14 protein-coding genes and 3 pseudogenes are annotated in these 18,167 nt (G+C 38.6%); 3 read left to right on the top strand and 14 right to left on the bottom strand.

Annotation, left to right across the window (positions count from 1 at the left end; all coding sequences use genetic code 11):
* Positions 1-166 precede the first annotated feature (166 nt).
* The 3 genes from ACU1JV_RS16920 to ACU1JV_RS16910 all read right to left on the bottom strand — a co-directional run bounded on the left by ACU1JV_RS16920 (position 167) and on the right by ACU1JV_RS16910 (position 2,855).
* Positions 167-1,387, bottom strand: coding sequence for a CynX/NimT family MFS transporter (locus tag ACU1JV_RS16920; RefSeq protein WP_165083945.1), 1,221 nt, complete (start codon positions 1,385-1,387; stop codon positions 167-169).
* 201 nt (positions 1,388-1,588) lie between these two features.
* Positions 1,589-2,386, bottom strand: a complete 798-nt coding sequence (locus ACU1JV_RS16915; protein WP_102163732.1) for a dihydrodipicolinate synthase family protein — start codon at positions 2,384-2,386, stop codon at positions 1,589-1,591.
* 280 nt (positions 2,387-2,666) lie between these two features.
* The gene (locus tag ACU1JV_RS16910; protein ID WP_165083947.1) at positions 2,667-2,855 is read right to left on the bottom strand and encodes a cupin domain-containing protein; all 189 of its coding nucleotides are present in this window, start codon (positions 2,853-2,855) and stop codon (positions 2,667-2,669) included.
* Between the two features lie 474 nt (positions 2,856-3,329).
* Between ACU1JV_RS16910 and ACU1JV_RS16905 the strand changes: the two genes are divergently transcribed.
* Positions 3,330-4,244: a LysR family transcriptional regulator gene (locus ACU1JV_RS16905; protein WP_413986167.1), complete on the top strand. Its 915-nt coding sequence runs from the start codon at positions 3,330-3,332 to the stop codon at positions 4,242-4,244.
* Positions 4,245-4,713: 469 nt separating this feature from the next.
* Here the strand turns inward: ACU1JV_RS16905 and ACU1JV_RS16900 are convergent, their stop codons facing one another.
* Positions 4,714-5,661, bottom strand: a complete 948-nt coding sequence (locus ACU1JV_RS16900) for a cation diffusion facilitator family transporter (protein WP_165083949.1) — start codon at positions 5,659-5,661, stop codon at positions 4,714-4,716.
* Positions 5,662-5,950: 289 nt separating this feature from the next.
* Between ACU1JV_RS16900 and ACU1JV_RS16895 the strand changes: the two genes are divergently transcribed.
* Entirely contained in the window at positions 5,951-6,250 is a 300-nt protein-coding gene (locus ACU1JV_RS16895) for a TnsA endonuclease N-terminal domain-containing protein (RefSeq protein WP_165083974.1), read from the top strand.
* 923 nt (positions 6,251-7,173) lie between these two features.
* Here ACU1JV_RS16895 and ACU1JV_RS16890 read toward each other — a convergent pair.
* From ACU1JV_RS16890 to ACU1JV_RS16880, 3 genes are all read right to left on the bottom strand, one after another.
* A complete protein-coding gene (locus ACU1JV_RS16890; RefSeq protein WP_413986168.1) occupies positions 7,174-8,520 on the bottom strand; it encodes a cellulase family glycosylhydrolase in 1,347 nt (448 codons plus the stop codon).
* A 736-nt stretch (positions 8,521-9,256) separates the two neighbouring features.
* Positions 9,257-10,288 (bottom strand): ketopantoate reductase family protein, encoded by a 1,032-nt coding sequence (locus ACU1JV_RS16885; protein WP_413986169.1) that lies wholly within the window; start codon positions 10,286-10,288, stop codon positions 9,257-9,259.
* A gap of 12 nt (positions 10,289-10,300) precedes the next feature.
* Entirely contained in the window at positions 10,301-11,047 is a 747-nt protein-coding gene (locus ACU1JV_RS16880) for an acetoacetate decarboxylase (RefSeq protein ID WP_413986170.1), read from the bottom strand.
* A gap of 170 nt (positions 11,048-11,217) precedes the next feature.
* On the opposite strand from ACU1JV_RS16880, the pseudogene ACU1JV_RS16875 reads away from it, so the two are divergent.
* A pseudogene (locus ACU1JV_RS16875) lies at positions 11,218-12,101 on the top strand (LysR family transcriptional regulator).
* Between the two features lie 468 nt (positions 12,102-12,569).
* On the opposite strand, the pseudogene ACU1JV_RS16870 reads toward ACU1JV_RS16875, so the two are convergent.
* The 7 genes and pseudogenes from ACU1JV_RS16870 to ACU1JV_RS16840 all read right to left on the bottom strand — a co-directional run.
* Positions 12,570-13,267: pseudogene (locus ACU1JV_RS16870) on the bottom strand (PEP-utilizing enzyme); the annotation flags it as partial.
* Between the two features lie 20 nt (positions 13,268-13,287).
* Positions 13,288-13,584, bottom strand: coding sequence for a hypothetical protein (locus ACU1JV_RS16865; protein WP_040103706.1), 297 nt, complete (start codon positions 13,582-13,584; stop codon positions 13,288-13,290).
* A 174-nt stretch (positions 13,585-13,758) separates the two neighbouring features.
* On the bottom strand, positions 13,759-13,908 hold the full coding sequence (locus ACU1JV_RS16860) for a hypothetical protein (protein ID WP_155617192.1): 150 nt from the start codon (positions 13,906-13,908) through the stop codon (positions 13,759-13,761).
* 10 nt (positions 13,909-13,918) lie between these two features.
* Positions 13,919-14,629, bottom strand: a pseudogene (locus tag ACU1JV_RS16855) (Tn3 family transposase); the annotation flags it as partial.
* 177 nt (positions 14,630-14,806) lie between these two features.
* On the bottom strand, positions 14,807-15,958 hold the full coding sequence (locus ACU1JV_RS16850) for a serine hydrolase domain-containing protein (RefSeq protein ID WP_058830793.1): 1,152 nt from the start codon (positions 15,956-15,958) through the stop codon (positions 14,807-14,809).
* A 30-nt stretch (positions 15,959-15,988) separates the two neighbouring features.
* Entirely contained in the window at positions 15,989-17,344 is a 1,356-nt protein-coding gene (locus tag ACU1JV_RS16845; protein WP_413986171.1) for an erythromycin esterase family protein, read from the bottom strand.
* A 133-nt stretch (positions 17,345-17,477) separates the two neighbouring features.
* Positions 17,478-17,732, bottom strand: coding sequence for a GLUG motif-containing protein (locus tag ACU1JV_RS16840; protein WP_231124633.1), 255 nt, complete (start codon positions 17,730-17,732; stop codon positions 17,478-17,480).
* Positions 17,733-18,167 lie beyond the last annotated feature (435 nt).

The following is an 18,167-nucleotide window of genomic DNA, read 5'->3' as shown; positions in this document are numbered from 1 at the left end:
ACGGGAAACGTTAGTTCAATAAAATAGCGACAGTCGGTAAGAAGTTCTCTTGTTTTCAACTATCCATTCCCCTTTATATATTAATACCAATTACAAAAAAGTCCCAAAAACAAATGTTTTTGAGACTGGGTTAAAAACCAAGTATTCTTGTTTACTGACTGGTATCCTATGCTACATATTCATTTTTTCCTGCGCCTATACCCGTGATAAAGATAATAACAGAAGTTAAAACTAACATCAGTAAGGAAGTATTCCAATTATGTGTCACATCATGCAACCATCCAAATAAGACAGGGCCGATAGCAGACAAAAGATAACCTAATGATTGAGCCATACCGGATAATTCTGCTGCCTCATTCGTATCTTGAGTACGTAAACTAAAAAACATCATAGCTAAACTAAAGGCAAATCCCACTCCAATTCCAACCATAATTATCCATATTGGAATAAGGATCGTGCTTCCGTGTAAGATACCGAATACCCCTCCAATAAGCAAGACGACTGAAACCAGTACTAATGAATGCTGCTTCTTTAAACGTCCAGCTAAAATAGAGACAATAAACGTAGTAGGAAGCATAGCAAATTGCATTAAAGACAACATCCAGCCAGCTGCATGAGTGTTCAGCCCTTTTTGTTGAAGAATTTCAGGAAGCCACGTTATCATGGTATAAAAGATTAAGGATTGAAAACCCATAAATAACGTGACATTCCATGCTAGTTTAGAATGCCATAAGTTTATAGATTTAACTTTCTTTTTAGTTTGTACAAATCTAATAGATTTATGTTGATTTTGTATTAGTGGTAACCAAAAGAAAAGTGTAAGAAGAGATAAGATTCCCCAGCATCCGAGACCTCCTGACCATCCTAATCCTGATAATGAGGAGATGGGGATACTTATACCGGATCCAATAGCTCCACATAAATTCATAGAGACTATATAAATCCCTGTTATCATTCCTACATTTTGTGCAAAGTTATGTTTAATGAGACTGGGGAGTAATACATTACCAATGGCAATACATGAACCAATTAAGATTGTTCCTATAAATAAGGTTATTACACCACCAAAAGAACGTATTCCAAATCCAATGGTTAATAAGATTAAAGAAATAAATAGGATAAACTCCGTACTAAAACGTTGAGCTAACTTAGGGGCAAAAGGGGATAAGAATGCAAAAGTAAGTAAAGGTACTGTAGTTATTGTCCCTGCTAGTATATTAGATATGCCTAAACTGTCACGTATAGAATTTATTAGTGGACCCACTGATGTTAGTGGGGCTCTGAGATTGGCTCCCATTAGGATGATACCTATAATAAGTAATCCTATTCTAGGCTTTAGATCCGGTTTCGGTTGTCCTAGTTGATTGGTTTTTTGTGAAATACCCATGATCGCTATAGATCCTCCGCATTTAATACTAAATCTTTTCTAAATTAGGTAATCAATTCATTTATTGTTTGGATTGCCACACTTCCATATTGTTCCACAATAGTAACCGTAAAGCAGAGAACATAATAAAATGTTGTTTTCTACTTGACGGTTACTTTTAAACATTTTAATTAAATTAAGCGAATTTTTGGACTTCTCCCGTTAGTTAATAGGAGAACGACAAGCCCCTACTTTTATACCTAAAGAATTATAGTGATTTTTTATGTTTATGATGGCTTGACCACTTGTAACTTTATTAATTAATTGTTTTATCTTCCAAAGGTCTACTGGTTTATTCATTAATAAGTCATTAAAAATTTGTTTGATTTCTTGTGGGTAAACATTTCCTACCATACTAGAAAGTCCATTACAGCCATTCATTATCTTTTCTGTAAGATTTACATCTCCACCAGCGAACATGATGAAATCATCTGGTAAGTCAGTATTATGGTGACGTTTGGCATCACTCTCTTCTTTAAGTCCTACAAGGTTAGAGTACTTCTGGTTAATAACAGTCTTTAATGATTCAGCACTTAGCTCAAATCCTGTTCGGAAAGGATTATTATAAAGGACAACGTTTTTGGTGGTATGTTGTAGCAGCTCATTGATATAAGAAATAGCTTGTTGTTGTGTCGGCTGAATGTAAGGTGGAAACTGAATTAGAATAGAATCAAAAACAGATTCCTCAAGCTTTTTAACCAGTTTTATTGCATTTCTTGTTGTTGTAGCTGATACGCCAAACATCAGTTCAACATTTTCAAATTTTTGTTGATTAAAATAATCAATAATATGGATACGTTCTTCAATGCTCATTGAATTTTGTTCGCCTGTCGTAGCAGACACAAGTAGTGAATCTATCCCGTTATCTGTTAAATGTTTAACAATAGGATTGAATCCTTCTAAATATAAGCTCTCATCATCACGAAAGGGAGTTGGAATAGCAACATTAAAATTTTTCATCAGTTATATCCTCCAGTGTATATACATTACAAGAACTAGTTTGTACATAAGGTCAAATACTAAATCCTTTCAGATAATTTTTAAAAGGTATATATTTGAATGACTAAATTGTTCTATGTTCATGTTGTTTAAAGTTTGGTTACATTCTTCAGGCCAAAAGTATTAACTAATCTTTTCTAGTTATTCTTTGTTTGTGTATCTGTTTTGACTATGTGACGAGGTGTACTACCCAAGAACCGGTACATTTTGAAAACGTGTAAATAATAGCATCCTCTGTTTGCTAAGTGTTGCAATGTTCATGAGCAGAGCAAGGAGGAGCTAAGAATAGGTCACCTTTTTTCAATTCAATCTTTTCTCCATCCACGATACTATAACCCTCGCCCTGAAATACTAGATTGAGAGCTACATTAGTATGACGATGAGCTTTATTATGTCCACCAGGTTTAAAAATTTGGACGACTACTTTCATAGTTGATGAAGTTCCATGCGTATCCCCTGTATGATTATGAATGAGTGACAATGTTCCACGGCCACTTTAATGAAAGCCTTCCGATACAGATTAATTGAGTAATGGATAAATGTCTTTCCATTTCCATGAACATGCTCGAACGGCAGGCTTCCTACTCTTTATTAAAAACTCACTGTAGTAGATAATCTCTGTTTTTTGACTACCCATCTCATCACCCCCACAAAATTTTTACACAGTTTAAAGAATTTATACTTTTAGGATTAAAGACTTTACTTGGATCTCTGTGCAACTAATAGTCTAAGACAGTTCAATCAATAGTACAATTCAATTATTTATATAATAACCATAGGTTTAACCTATGATATAATGTGTAATATCTAAGATTGTTTATAGTATTCCTATTGAAATTCATGTTAATGAACTTGCAAAATGCAAAGGTAGGAACTATTACCGTTTAAATCAGGAGGTTTAAGAATGGAGTTAAGACAACTTGAATATTTTTACGCTGTGTGCCAAGAGCTACATTTTACAAGAGCAGCAGAAAAGGTAGGGATTTCTCAACCTTCTTTAAGTCAACAAATTCGTTTGTTAGAACATGAAATTGGCACACTTTTATTTGATCGCATTGGTAAAAAGACGGCTCTTACGGAATCAGGGGAATTACTCTTAAAGTATACACGTAACATTTTTCATGAACTGGAACAGGCAAAAACCTCAATAGATGAACTAAATGGCCTTCAAAGAGGAACCATTTCTATAGGCACCTTGTTAACCGTTGAAAATTACCTCATTCCGCCCACATTACGTAGTTTTCATCATCTATATCCTGGTGTTAAGATATCTGTGTTTGGATTACGTACTGGGGATATTCAAAAACAACTGTTAGAAGATAAGCTGGATATAGGCATTGTTTTTCTACCTATGAAAGGGGATGAATTAGAAACCATTTCTTTATATAGAGAGGAAATGGCGTTTGCAGTGCCTGTTGGACACCCGTTAGAGAATCAGGATAAATTAGGTATAGAAGTCTTGCAAACAACACCTTCCATCTTACTTCCTGAACAATATTTTATAAGACAGCTTATAAATAAAGCTTGTAAAGATGTGGGGTTTATTCCAGAACCGGTCTTTGAAATTACAACCATGCAATCTTTAATTAATATGGTTATAGATAGGATAGGGGTAACTATATTACCGCGACCTTACTTAGAGTACCTTAACCATCCTCGTATCAGAATTATTCCCATTTTAAATGTTAATCTTGCTCGATATATAGGAATTATCTACAGGAAAGATAAATACCTGAGTGCTGCGACACGTATTTTTATTAATACTCTAAAAGAGACTTCACTCCATTTGACTCAGAATTTTATGAAAGGCACTGATTAAACAGTCCACTCATTTTATTAATCTTTATTTATATACTACTGGACATATAAAAGAAAGAAGCTACGACGGTCAGTTCTTTTTTGGATTGGAAAAGTCAGAGGGAATAGCTTCAGGTGCTATTAATATGTAAAGAGAACGGAAAAGTCACCATTTCAAAAATAATAAGGTCACCTTGAATCACTGATTGAATCGTATCAAAGGGCAATCGCGTAGGTAAAGATGCGTACGAAAAACCGTATTGTGATGGTGGGCAGACTTGAATTATCTCGATTCAGGTATGAATTTGACTTTTGAGAAAATAATGAGGTTTATACTAAATGCCATCGCTCCATTTAAGAAGGAATGACCCATTTTGCGTTAACAGACTTGGATCTTAGTCTACAGAACAAATTTCCAAGGAGTGCATTGGTACTTAGGGGAGCGGTCGAGGTTTCAGCCGCTCCAAAAAAGTCAAACAGTCCTCCTTTTATTAATGGCTATGATGTGCATGTGCATCCGGCACACCTGACTCTATAGTGCACAAAATGGATTTATCGTGTCTATGCTGTTCGGACTCGATCTGCAAAGTAGAGTGAGGAATGTTCTTATGCTCCAGCATATGCTCGATACTATGCAGTAGGGCCTCGGTTTCATACACTGTTTTATTTCCATCAACTACAATATGCGCAGTCAGAGCGTTTAAGTTGCTAGTAATTGACCAAATATGCACATCATGTACGGCTTTCACACCTTCGAACTGCGAAATGGCTTGTACGACTTCCTCTACATCAATGTTACGGGGTGTTCCTTCCATAAGCACATGCAGGGAAGACTTACTAACAAAGTAACCACTGCGAAGGACAAGTACTGCGACAATTACACTAGCAAGTGGGTCTGCCCAACCCCATCCCAAGAACATCATCAGAAGAGCGGCAATAATCGCTCCAACAGATCCCAGCATATCGCTGAGGACGTGCAGATAAGCACCTCTCATATTCAGGTTGTGCTCTGTATCGCTACCTCGCATCATAATCCAGGCAACGAGTATATTAATGAACAGGCCAACAATACTGATAACTAGCATCCCTACTGTAGCTACTTCTGGAGGATTTATAAACCTTTCAATCGCTTCGTAAAAAATGTATAAGGCAATCGCAATCAGAGTAACACCGTTTAGCATTGCAGCCAATATTTCAAATCTCCTGTAACCAAAGGTTTTTTCCTTATTGATAGCTTTCTCTCCAAACTTAAACGCGAACAAAGCGATCGCCAACGCAAGAGAATCCGATAACATATGACCTGCATCCGAGAACAAAGCTAAACTATTGGTAATAAATCCACCAAAAGCTTCGACCAGCATGTAAGTAGTGATGATGATGAAGGAGATCAGCAATACTTTTTTATTGTTGTGTCGATGTCCATGATTATGTCCTGCCATACATATCCCAGCTTTCTATTTTATTAACATATGAGCAACTGTTCATATGTTTTATTGACTTTAATTATATGTGGGGAAAATCTACACGTCAAGTGCAGCATGGCGCAACATCAGTATTTAGTTGCCTTTAAGTTTTATAAAGCATTAAAGCACTTCCGTATTAAGAAAGTGGTTAATAGGTCTAACGTTGTTTTAGTGTATCTATTTTATGGTGTATATAAAGAGGGGATATTTTAAACAGTTTAAGAAGTCGAGTAGGAGCGTCGAATTTAAAAAATAGAAACAAGCAATCAAAGCTTATTGTGAACAATATCCTAAGATTAGCTATGCTTTTAATGGTGAGCTACATACAAGTATTTTTGACATGTGGATTCAGTTGAAAGATGGAACTGTAAAATGTTGTGAGGTTAAATATGAATTCGAGTTAACTCCCGAAAATCCGCGTAACTCCCGAACATTGAAACAAATAAAGGCACAGAAAATTTGGTGCGATAATAACGGGATTATACATGAAGTTGTTACAGACAAAGATCTAAGAAAGAACCACTTAGAATTGGAAAATAAATTAAAGGTTATCTCTATAATTTAAATGAATTACGAGGTTTCCCTTATACATATTCACAAAACCCGTATTTTGTACATATGTATTACATGAGCTGCTGAGATAAAACTTCTTCTCAACGATTGTACATCTGTCCAGTGACACAAAGCTTACCTCTTTTTTGACACAAAGTTTGCCCCTTTTGAATTAATGACACAAAGTTTATCCTCTTTTATTGCAAGTTGTTAGCTAGAACTAGGTCGATATAGAGAAACTTGCGCTATTACATCTTGTAAGGGTACCACCGGTATACCCTTGAAAGGCGACATTTGTTTGGAAATTGTCAGCGAAGAGTGTTAACCATTATTCGACGAAGTTCAGGCCTACCTCAGCCAATCCAAGGATGTTATTCCTTTGGAGCAACTTTATCAAGTCATCGTGAGCTATGTTTCCTATTTGGAGTCGAAAGTCCCCTAGCTTTGCGCCGTCAGCCGCGCATCTACTGGACATCGCCCGCTTCATTCGCCGCTATGTCAATGGATGCGTACAACATGTAGATATTTATATAACGAGGCTTCAGCAAAAGGAGATATTTCGGACGTTGATATTGTATACAGCGTAGAAGCTTTACTGGCAACTCTCCACAACATTGATTTTCATTTAAAAGATGAAGGACTTTCGACGAAACAAATTTTGAAAGGAATTCGCAGACTTTACATTGATGGCTTGAAAGCGTCAAAAAGTGGATGACCCTACGATCAAATCGAAATGACACTTAAGATCGGAAACGACAAATAAGCGCCGCATAGTTCGGCGCTTATTTGCATGCGTTGTCATTTAGGTGGCAATTCGCTTAATGAAGTTCTATAAACATTCCAACGACTAACAAATGGGTGCAGTTTTTTGCCTAAATTCAGTTTAGATGAGAAATTCGAGGTCATTCGTAGGTATCAGCGTTGAAATTATTAACATCATTCTGATTGTGCGTCAGTCGGTGTAGTAGTGTATGTATCTGTAAGCACATCAGTCGGTGCAGCCGCAGGCACATTCTCCGTTGCTGATTCACTGTTCTGGATTAGTGCTCTCGGATAGGTCCGTGCACGTTCATTGTACCAGTCAAACAAGAAACGGGCCATCGCCTGACGTCGCGTATCCCCATCCCACTTTAACCCGGCCGTTGGGTCTGCAAATGAACTCCTTGCTCCTGCTTCCAGCAGAAATCCATTCATGTGTGCGGTCATGCTGACATTACCAGCTGCTGTAAAAATCGACTTCGTGTTTTTCCCAAATCCATCATTAGAGCCGTTAAACAAGTTCCAATACTCTGAGTCGCCGGGCTGAGTTTTGAACCAGGTAAACTCTGTAATATTTATTGGATAGACTTGAGCTGCCGCTTTAATGTTGGAATTCCATTGCGATTGTAGCTTGTCCTTGTCATCATGTGCTCCGTAGCCCGGATACCAGTGGACAGCATAGCCGTAGTTGTTCAATGGGTCCATCAGCGGGTGTTTTGCTGCCGGACTGTAAAATTGGTCGTATCCAAGCCCTGCAGCCCATATAACATTATCCGCTCCTTTACTTCTAATCGTGGAAATGATAGAGTTTTGGAATCTTCTGAGATCATTCCAATGGTCAACAAAATCATTTTCGCCGGCATAGCCCCCCCAATGCCCATTCGCATACGACTTAATGGGCTCGTTGATTAGTTCAAACATGACGTTATCCGCGCTCTTAATAGCTGGCTGCGAGGCAAGATACCCCCATATTTGATTGAATTTGTCCAAATTGGATTGTGTGGTAGCTTGGTCGTTAGCCAAAGTGAAATCGAGACCAAGAGTCACATAAATACCCTTTGTTTTCGCATAATTGATATATGGTATAATCACATTTTGTGTAGCTGCTTGTAAACCTGAAAAGTTGTATGAACCTGCGGCCACATCTCCCATATCCTGACGATCAATAAACAATCGAACCTGATTCATATACCAGCCGTGGTTGCTTCCATACTTTGGTCTGGTGTCTGTAAAGGTGTCGGTGATATCCTTCAAATAGGCCAAAATTGCTGCATGACGATTGTTACCATTCAAATTGAGATAATAATTACTGTTTTGATAGGTCCAGTATGCACCAGACGGCTGATGCCAGCCATTCAAAACAATAGGTTTTCCGCTGCTGTTCACCAATTGATTGCCCTTGACATGAAGCTTTCCCATAGGCATACCTGACCATGCATCTACATGTTGACCAAAGGTCGGTGTTAAAGGCGTTAAGAATACAAGTATCAGAACTATTTTACATACCATCCCTAATTTTTTCAAAGAAAGGCCTCCTCTTTAAAAATTAATTGTCCATTATGCCAAAACAATAAAATGGTATAAACATGTAGTAGCCTGCTTCCTGAAGCTACCCCAATCCAAAATCATCATTCCCCCCTTTAAAGAATATTTTAATTCTAATTTGCATTTCTTGTATCTAATTGTATTACTTACATTTACAAACCACAAATTGATAATTTTTTTTTTTTGAAATTATTAGGTTTACCATAGTGTTCGCCCTGATTACAAGCCACGACAACGATACCAAATGTGTAATAACTAAAGACTGTCCTCTTTTGTACGATCGTTATTATCTCAAAAAAATTATTACGTAGTTCGTTAGTTTTCTAAGCAAACGGGACATGATAGTTTAAAAGTAAAAAAACAGGAACCTGCGGTCCGAGTAACGTAGGCGCTGTTGAGGGCTTAACCGTCGGGAGGGGCTGCTCACCAATCGGATCGATCTTGGCATTGTTTATCTACCGCTGGATCACAAGCAGCTAGAGAGCAATTTTGTTGAACCCTTCCATTTAGCATAATGCCGCTATTAGTCTATAACTTTATTTTCACAGTCTCATGTAGTGCTTCCTCTGTTAAGTTCTTTGTTTTTCTATGCAAAAAAACCTGTCATTTCGACAGGTTGAATAATCATAAAATATGCAGCGTAAAAAACATGGAGCGCATCATTTCTGTTAAAGAAGTCCAGAGGGATGTCCTGCCGGCTCCAAACCTATGTTTCTTATTGGCTATTCAATAACTCTTTAAAAGCTTTTAGATTTGTATCAAAATTAGGCACAGTTTGAGATTCTTCTGCAGATTTGACTTGGGCTACAACTAAATCATTAAATGGTGTTGAAATACCAGTCCCTTCTGCCATTTTGGGAACCACACCATTAATGTAATCAATTTCAGTTTTACGTTTCTTCTCAAGATCCTGAAGCATACTTGCTCTTAGCAGCCTGGACGGTTCCATGACTACCCTAAAGGTTTGGATACGTTCAGGAATATCATTTTCGCTTCTTAATTCCAAAGATTCTATATCAAATCCACCCATTTTAGCAAATTTGACACCCTTTGCGTGTCCAATCTTGATCGTCTCATCTGCGATATGAACTGCACAAATAATGCTAATTTCATTGTTAAGAATGTCTCCATATTCTCCGTTTAATGCTGCAGATAAACCACTGAATGCATTATTGATCAGTAATTTTGACCACTTCGTTCCAACTAAGTTATCGGAAATGTGTGTTCCGCCGACAAGGTCTAAAGCCGATTTAATACGTTGTATTCTTTTTGTGACTTCGCCGTTTAATTCTCCAATTTGAAAAGCGTACTTTTTAAATTGCGTATACTCGGTTGTAAGGCTAGATACGCCTGGTTCAATAAACGTAGCACCAAATTCAACAGAACCTGCAATAACACGTTTTTCACCAACAATTGAAGCAACGTTCTTTTCGGGTATACCGTTTTGTAGAGAACATACAACACTATCGTCCCTTAGAAAAGGAAGTAACTCTTTAAGAACAGAGTCGTTATATAATTGTTTTGTTAGCAGTAAAACTAAATCATACTTGCCTGACTTGTTTTCAGGGATGATGGCTTTTGCCTTTGCTTGAAATTCCGTCCTACCCACTACTTTAGCACCTATTTGATTTAAAGTATCTACATGTGCTTTGTATGCATCAATCAACTCAACATCCATTCCGCCAGCAGCAAGATATGCTCCAACTATGGTTCCTAAAGACCCTGCTCCTAAAATTGCAATTCTCATCTCAAAGTCTCCTTATTTTTCCTCTAAGTAGTTGTATACAGGTTGTGCAGCGTTTAAGGTTAAATCCGTAAGGATATGAGATGCTGAAACGACTTCTAATACAGGCAAATCTGCAAGAGGTGCCAGTGCATGCTCAAATAATTGAAGTCGAGCAGGACCTGTCCAAGCCCCTTTAACCTCTATATTCGTTATTTGTGTTCGTACCAAGTCGCAAATTCTTAAATCTCCATTGTAATCAGTAGCAATCTTAACCATAAAGTTAGGTCGACAAATTTCATTTTTAGCTAGTTCCTTATCCATCTCAAAATGCTTGTACCCCATGGTGGCTGTGGCTACGCGAAGTGTACCGTAATCAAGTGTGCCAACAAGAGTATCTGAATCTACATAAAGCTTGGGAGCACCTAACTTCTTCGGATATGCAGTTAGCTCCCGACCACTTGCAATCGCTGGAAAGTTGTCAACGTACATCGAATGCACATAATCTCCGTCCTCTCCATTAAATCGGACAGGAATTACTTGTCCAGCCTCAGTATAAGCACCTAGTCCGGAAACATCGGGCATCCACATCACTTCGAATTTAACCAAGGGATCACCGATTTCTAGGGGTTCCGGCACTGCTGTCCGTAAAGCTTTTTCATCCGTTCGGTAAATAATGTTAAGATATTCACGATTAACAAATTTATAGGTTGGCACCGAATATGCCGGTGCTGTTAATGGTGTATTGAAATTTTTGAATGTGTTATTTACATCAATTATCATAGAAAGTACCTTCCTTTCTTGCTCAAATTTTGCACTTTTCATTATATGTCGCTTGAGTTTGATCTTGTTCACTTCACTTGATGACATTATCTTATATCTATATTTACATTTAATCTAATACATAATAAGGTATGTATATATTTATCATAATAAATAAGGAGACAAGCTAAATGGAGTTGCTTCAACTCAAATACTTTCAGACAGTTGCTTATACCGAGCACTTTACTAATGCAGCCAGACAATTGAATATTGCTCAGCCCTCTTTAAGCCTGACTATTAAAAGACTTGAAGAAGAATTGGGAACAACCTTATTTGAAAGGAAAGGGAGAAATATTCAACTGAGTTCGTCAGGAAAGATTCTTTTGAAACACGTAAACAGGATTTTTACGGAGATTGAAAATGCGCAAATGGAAATTAGATCGGAGGAACATCAAATTGCCAACACCATAAGAATATCAATTTCCAATTCAAGATTCCTTACAGGACTCATCAGTGAATGTATTACCCGCTTTCCTGAATAAAAATACTTCAAACCATCGGAGTCAAAAGCGAAATATTGACAAGTTTAAAAAAAGGAGAAATGGATTTAGGAATAACAGGTCATCCTATTCAAGATGAAGAGCTAGAGAGTTGTTTACTGGTAAATGAAGATATTGTTCTGGTTTTACCTTCGAACCACAAACTTACGGGTAAAAACGAGATCTCATTAAGTCATGTAGCCAATGAACCATTTATTACTCTTGCTAATAATGTAGAATATAGTGACTTTACAACCATGCTTTGTGAAAAAGCTGGATTCATCCCAAATATTTCCTTTGAAGTCGATTCTTATTTATTGGTTGAAATTTTAAAGGTTAATCAGGGAGTGGCTTTACTCCCTATTTCAATTTGTAGAACACTAGGGTTGAATTATATTAAAATTACGGATAAAGCTTCAAAATATCCTGTCAGCTTATCTTGGAAAAAAAATAAATTGTTATCTTCTTCAGTGAGAAATTTTCGTGACTTTATTATTTTGTTCTATAAAGATAATTATGTAATTTTCAAGATTTAAAAAATATAGTTACATAATTATCTTAGATTATCCTACATTTCCCGGATTGTTCCCGAAAACTTCTCTTAAAAATGAGGCACAAAAACCTCATATTTGATAATCCTCTTCAATTACGGTTAACCATACATGTTCTTGTTTTTTCGGCTAACGATATCTGTTCTTGGCTTTTGGTTTGGACAAAAACAGATATTGTTAAAACAAAAAGCCGCTGCAACGCGACTATTAAGCTTGTATTAACTTGTCGTCTTATATATAACAATAACTGTAAAATCCGTCCCTCAAGTTGTCATACGTATACGAAAACCTCATCCTCATCATAGACCAGTTCATAGAAGATCAGGTCACCTTCAACTGATTCGGCACACCCATGTCGAGCTTCGCCAGAAAAAGCTTCCACTTTTCGAGATTGTACATCTTTCCGTTTAAGTGGTAAGTAGTTGCATTTAATTAAACTTCCTCATTTATCCATTACAGAATTTCGATATATCCTTCAGTTCCATGCACGCGAATTCTTTGCCCATCTTTTATCGATTTGGTCGCATTTTCCACTCCCACAACGGCTGCAAGCCATATTCACGTGCAATAACGGCTCCATGGGTCATTAGTCCGCCCACCTCTGTAATCAAGCCTTTTATGGATAAAAACAATGGAGTCCAGCTCGGGTCGGTAAAAGTGGTGACTAGTATATCGCCATCTTCCAGTTCAGCCCCTTCTATATTCAGGATCACACGAGCCCGCCCCTCTACAACGCCTGAAGAAACAGCAAGGCCTACAATAGCTTCACTGGGAATATTTTCTCGTTTGTACTGACCCGTAATGATTTAGCCGTCAGACGTGATAACACGTGGTGGAGTTAGTTTTTCATATAATCTGTACTCATCTTTTCGTTTGTCGATGATCTGGTAATCCAGTTTATTTGTGCGTATGGTTTCCTGCAATTCTTCAAAAGCAAGATAGTAAATATCTTCTTTTTTATGAAGAACGTTAGCCTGTACGAGTCGTTCCGCTTCCTTTAATAAAGCCTGTTTATAGATGAAGTAGCGACTGACAATGTCGTATTTCGGATATTCACGATAACCGATGAAATTCCGGATCTGGTCGATCATTTGTTTTGTCTCTTTGGCTTTTTGTTCACCATTCGGTAATTGTTTCAATCGAGCTAATAAGTCCTTGGACGAGGATAATCCTAATTGCTCACGGCATTACGTGCATCAATAAGCATAACCCTTAGGAACTGAGTAAGATCTTTCGTTTGATTGACGCACAAATCTACGTTCTCATATTGGTCGTCCTTTTCTACTTCAGACGCAGATCCAGCACGGAAACACCAATGCTCCGCATGATTATCAAAATCGATTCCATACCTTGCATTCAGAATAGACAAATCTCCTCGTTCGATTTCCTCCAATTGACTGCTATCGGCATAGGTAGATACGAGTTTATCAATTGAACGTTCTAGCGGCGACCTTAAATCTGGTTTCATTTCCATACCTCCATTTAATCAGTTAACTGTTAGTTAGAATAGCTTACTGACCGACACTCATTCATAGTCCGTTCACGAAAACTGTCCGTTAACTTAACCAACGCGAACCAGTCTAATACTTCATTTTCTCAGTCTACAACTTTATTTGCCGAGTCTAACACTTTATTTTTCAGTCTAGAACTCTATTTTCATTTGACAGTAGGACAATGGTGTAATTTCTGTATCCGCTGCAGCCTTGTTTGTAATAAAAGAAAAAGGTGGGAGCTGCAAAAGTAGCAGTACCCCCACCAGCAATACGGCCAGAATTCGTTGCGTCTTCTTCATAAGCTTAGCGTCCTAATTCCTTAAATGCTTGATAGAGTCGATTTTTCTTACTCTCGTTACTAAGTTTCCGAAGTAAGGTTGACGGTAGAATTTTACCCTCCTTGATTGACAGAACTACCTGTAAGAGATCTTTCCAATGGGTTTCAAGTAAATCCCAATCCACAGTATCACTGAATAGTGGATCTATGTGTTCGTATACGGTGTCTTCACTTGGCCTGAAAAATATGAGATCTTTCCAATTTCGAATTCTAGGCATTAGGTTGATCCCTAACAGGTACGCTAATGCGAAAACAGGAGTAGATTGTCCTTGGGTATCAGCGTGCAACGTATCAGGCTGGATGTCTGATTTGTTCTTTAGTAGACCATCTATTATGTAGACAGCTTCCCATACTCCGCAGGGAATGAAGTGACTAAATAAAGCAATGTAGGTATCTGAAATATGATGATAAGCAATTCCGCCATACCCACCATAACGAATATGATATTCAGATAACAAATTTTCTTCGTACAAATCGAACTTCGTTCCGTCTGCAGCAGCTGTCTTCCCGTCTCCCCATAGTTTAGGCAGGCTTAGTGTATTGTATTGATTCAGAATGTCACGTATGGCTGCATCGATCTTCTGGGCAGTTACATGTCGGCGGTTTACAAATGAGAGCATATGGGGTGTAACTAAACTTCGCATATATTTGGATGTTTGGGCTGGCCCAAGATTGCACCCGTATCCATCGGTAATCCGATCAGGAAAATGTCCCATGCGTTCGCGCAGGTGTGAGTTATAACGTAAATTGAGACTGTTTATCTCGGACATTCCGTCGCGGGCAGAGGAAACGGTCGGGGCCGAGATGGCAGCAAGCTGGCACCGGAATAGGAAATTTCCGGTGCCAGCTTGCTGGTGTTCTTAATGTGATGAAGAGCCAATGAGTTGCTCGGCAATGCTTTTGGAAAGAGGCAACGTATTAATTTCAGAAGGCATCGCATTGATATTAAGGGTTTGTACATAATCCCCGCCGCGAGTTCCACCTGCGAACGTTGCGAATCCTGGAAAGTTGCCGCCATGCCCCCAAATCGTAATACCATTCGTCAGCTTTGTTCCAAGGATCCCCAAGCCGTATTCACCTGCTGGAGTTTCAACCCCAGTTAACATCTGATCTAAAGTAGCTGGTTTTAATAGCTTGCCACTAAGTATAGCTTTGAAGAATGTATTCATATCATCCGCTGTGGAGATCATAGATCCCGCAGCATCTGCCCAAGAGGGATTCATTTCAGTTCTGTCTATGAATTGACCGTCGAGTACGAAGTATCCTCGTGCATGTTCACCTGGAATAAACGAGTAGTCGTCGGGTACATAAGTGTTCGTCAGATTAAGGGGAGCTATAAAACGTTTCCTAATATGTTCCCCGTATGTTTCTCCAGTAGCCTTCTTAATAATCATCCCTGCCAGTACCGTATTCGTATTGGAATAAACCCATTTCTCTCCAGGCTTAGAGGTTGCTTTCATGCTCAGTCCGGTACGAACTAATTCGTCTGCAGTAAAGGAATGTAACGGGTTTGGGAGTAATTTATCGAGAATATCCTTGTGTTCTGAATAGTCAGGAATACCGCTTGTTTGGTTTAATAGTTGCCGAATCGTGATATGTTCCCCTTCATATTCTGTACCCTTAACAACATCAGGCAGCCACTTTTCTATCGTGTCATCCAGGCTCAGTTTTTGTTCATCAACAAGCTGAAGAACGACCATTGCAGTAAACGTCTTTGTTAGACTACCGATCCGGAAAGTAAAGTTCGTCTTAACCGGGTCGGTACCGTAAATGCTTGCTTCACCGGAAGCATATGCCCATTTTGATCCTTTGTTTGAGGAGGCTACAATTATGCCCGGTATATTTTGATGGTTAGCAGCTTCATCGATAAGTTGCTTGGCTTTGGTCTGCGAATTTTGACTGTAAGTAGTAACGAGGGGAGCCGCCTGCTTTGCAAAACCAGTTCCTTGTAATGGCAGTAATAGAGCCGCGGTAATCATTGCCGATACAGTGAGCATAGAAATTTTGTTCATTTCGTTTCTCCTTTTGATTAAGGATTCGTATTATTCATTCATTTGTGATGGAGTGACCTTTTTGATATAGAAAAGGATGTCAAATGTCTTGCCGAATGCAGCGTCTACAAACAAAGGTACTTCAGGTCCCAATTTTGTTATTCCGGCAAATGTAGGACGGGTTTCATCTAACCAAGTTTTCACCGAACCGCTTGCTTTGCGCAAGTCTACAAAAAATTGATCATGTTTGACTTGTCCGACGGTATAGTTAATGCTATTAGGGTCATCGATTCTAACCGTTCCGTAAGGACCGAATTTGCCGCTTTCATTAACAACGTTATATGAACCTGAATGGATTGAAGTCCCGATGGATACGTATTTGTCGCCGTAATGTTTAGCCAAATGTTGTCCTGACATCTCCGGATATACGAATGGAAGAGTATTGGTTTTGGATATATGTCCGTTATGACCCCATACAATGGTTTTCCCCCATTGTTCTTGTGTCCACTTCGCATTTTTATACATTGCAATATCATGTCTTAAGAAGAACTCCGGCTGTTGTTCAGCTGAAAGCATATGAATAAATTGCTCGATAATACGGGAGCTATGCAATGCCCATGCGTAAGCTTCTTTTTGCTTGCCGGCATTAGCTTTATTTTTTTCTAGCAGCTCAATAATAGACCGGGCATTGGAAAGATGCTTTTCTTTCTCATCTTTCGGCAGTTTCTCAAAACTTTCTTCATCTTTTGCTGCGGAAATAAGCTCTTTCATTTTGTCATTTAATTGAGAAACCAAATCCGGATGATATTGTTGGATATAGTCCGAAATTTTGTTAAACACAGGTTCATCTAATTTTTTTTGATCCATCCCGATTACACGTATTTTGTTGGGATGTTTGGGATTGGCATTGTAGTCACGAATCCATTCCAACATTTGCGTCATTTCTTTATTGTTAAACACGGGGCTAAGAATTTTGTCTGGATGCCCTTTACCTGTAAGAACATATTGATCAAGCATCAATCCTTTCCCCCAGTCCTCCTCTAAGACGAGGTTTGTAAACCCCAATTCCGTAACCATATACTGTACGATACGGTGTTTCATCGTGAATACTTCATGCATGCCATGAGAAGCTTCGCCTAAACCAACAATAGAAGCAGACCCTATCATCTCTTTAAGTGGTTGTAAATCTTCCAAAGAAGCACGAGGCTCTGTTGTTGTTAATTTGCTTGCATTCTTCTCCAGCCACTGTAATGGAGTCTGGTTGTCCTTCATGGCAGTTTCAAGTTTAGATGCAGGCGTATTGCCCGAACTGGATGGTGTTGATGGGATTTCTTCTGTGGAACAACCGGCCAAACTTATACTACATATTGTAGTAAGTGCCAGCCTCGTTAATAATTTCTTGTTCATTTTTTTCCTCCCCAGGGTTATTGTTTGACATTCGTTGCGAAGCGATTTGTCTCCCCGAGTATTGCAAAGTAATTGTCATACTGCCAAGATGCCATTATGTCACCATGATGCGTTTTTACTGTCATATGACGGCTTATCGCCCGATTAGGACGGGATTATGATGGTCCTGACCAGCATTTTGTCCAACAAGTCCTCCAGCTCGGTTGACGGTCGTTGTGACTGAACCCGTTGAATAAGAATTGCTCACGATTCCGATAGAATTGTATCCGACTAAACCACCAACGCGGGATAGTCCATCCACTTGGCCAGTTGCATAACTTTGGCTGACGGTGCCCCGCACATTATAGCCTGCAATTCCTCCAACGTATCCAGCAGATTTTATATGCATTGCAGTATCGACATACATTTAATAAATATTTATATGAAACAATGCTGCTTCCCTGTTCACAATCACTCTCTCTCCTTATGTAGGTTTTGGCTGTTATTTTGATACGAAGATTTTAGCATGGTATGACTGAACAAATTCTGAACATTCACACTCCTGTTTCTTCGAAGAATGCACTAATCCAAAATCTGGCTTAGATTATAGAATATTTGAGAAGAACAATAAAACTCTTTCTAAGAAGCCAAAGACTGGTGAGGATTTATATAAGTTTTTAGTTGATATTTACTATCAGCGATACAGCAGTATATCCCCTGTAAAGGATAACCTTCCCTACATCAATGATGATCAGAAGAATGCACTGACCACGTATTATGGTTCAGGACAGCAACAACATCAACAGAGAAAATGCACGCACGAGGCATTTGGTTGTACAAGGGA

Source organism: Paenibacillus sp. T2-29, assembly GCF_052921365.1.
Note: the sequence above shows the minus strand (reverse complement) of the source record. Positions and strands in the feature narration are given on the sequence as shown.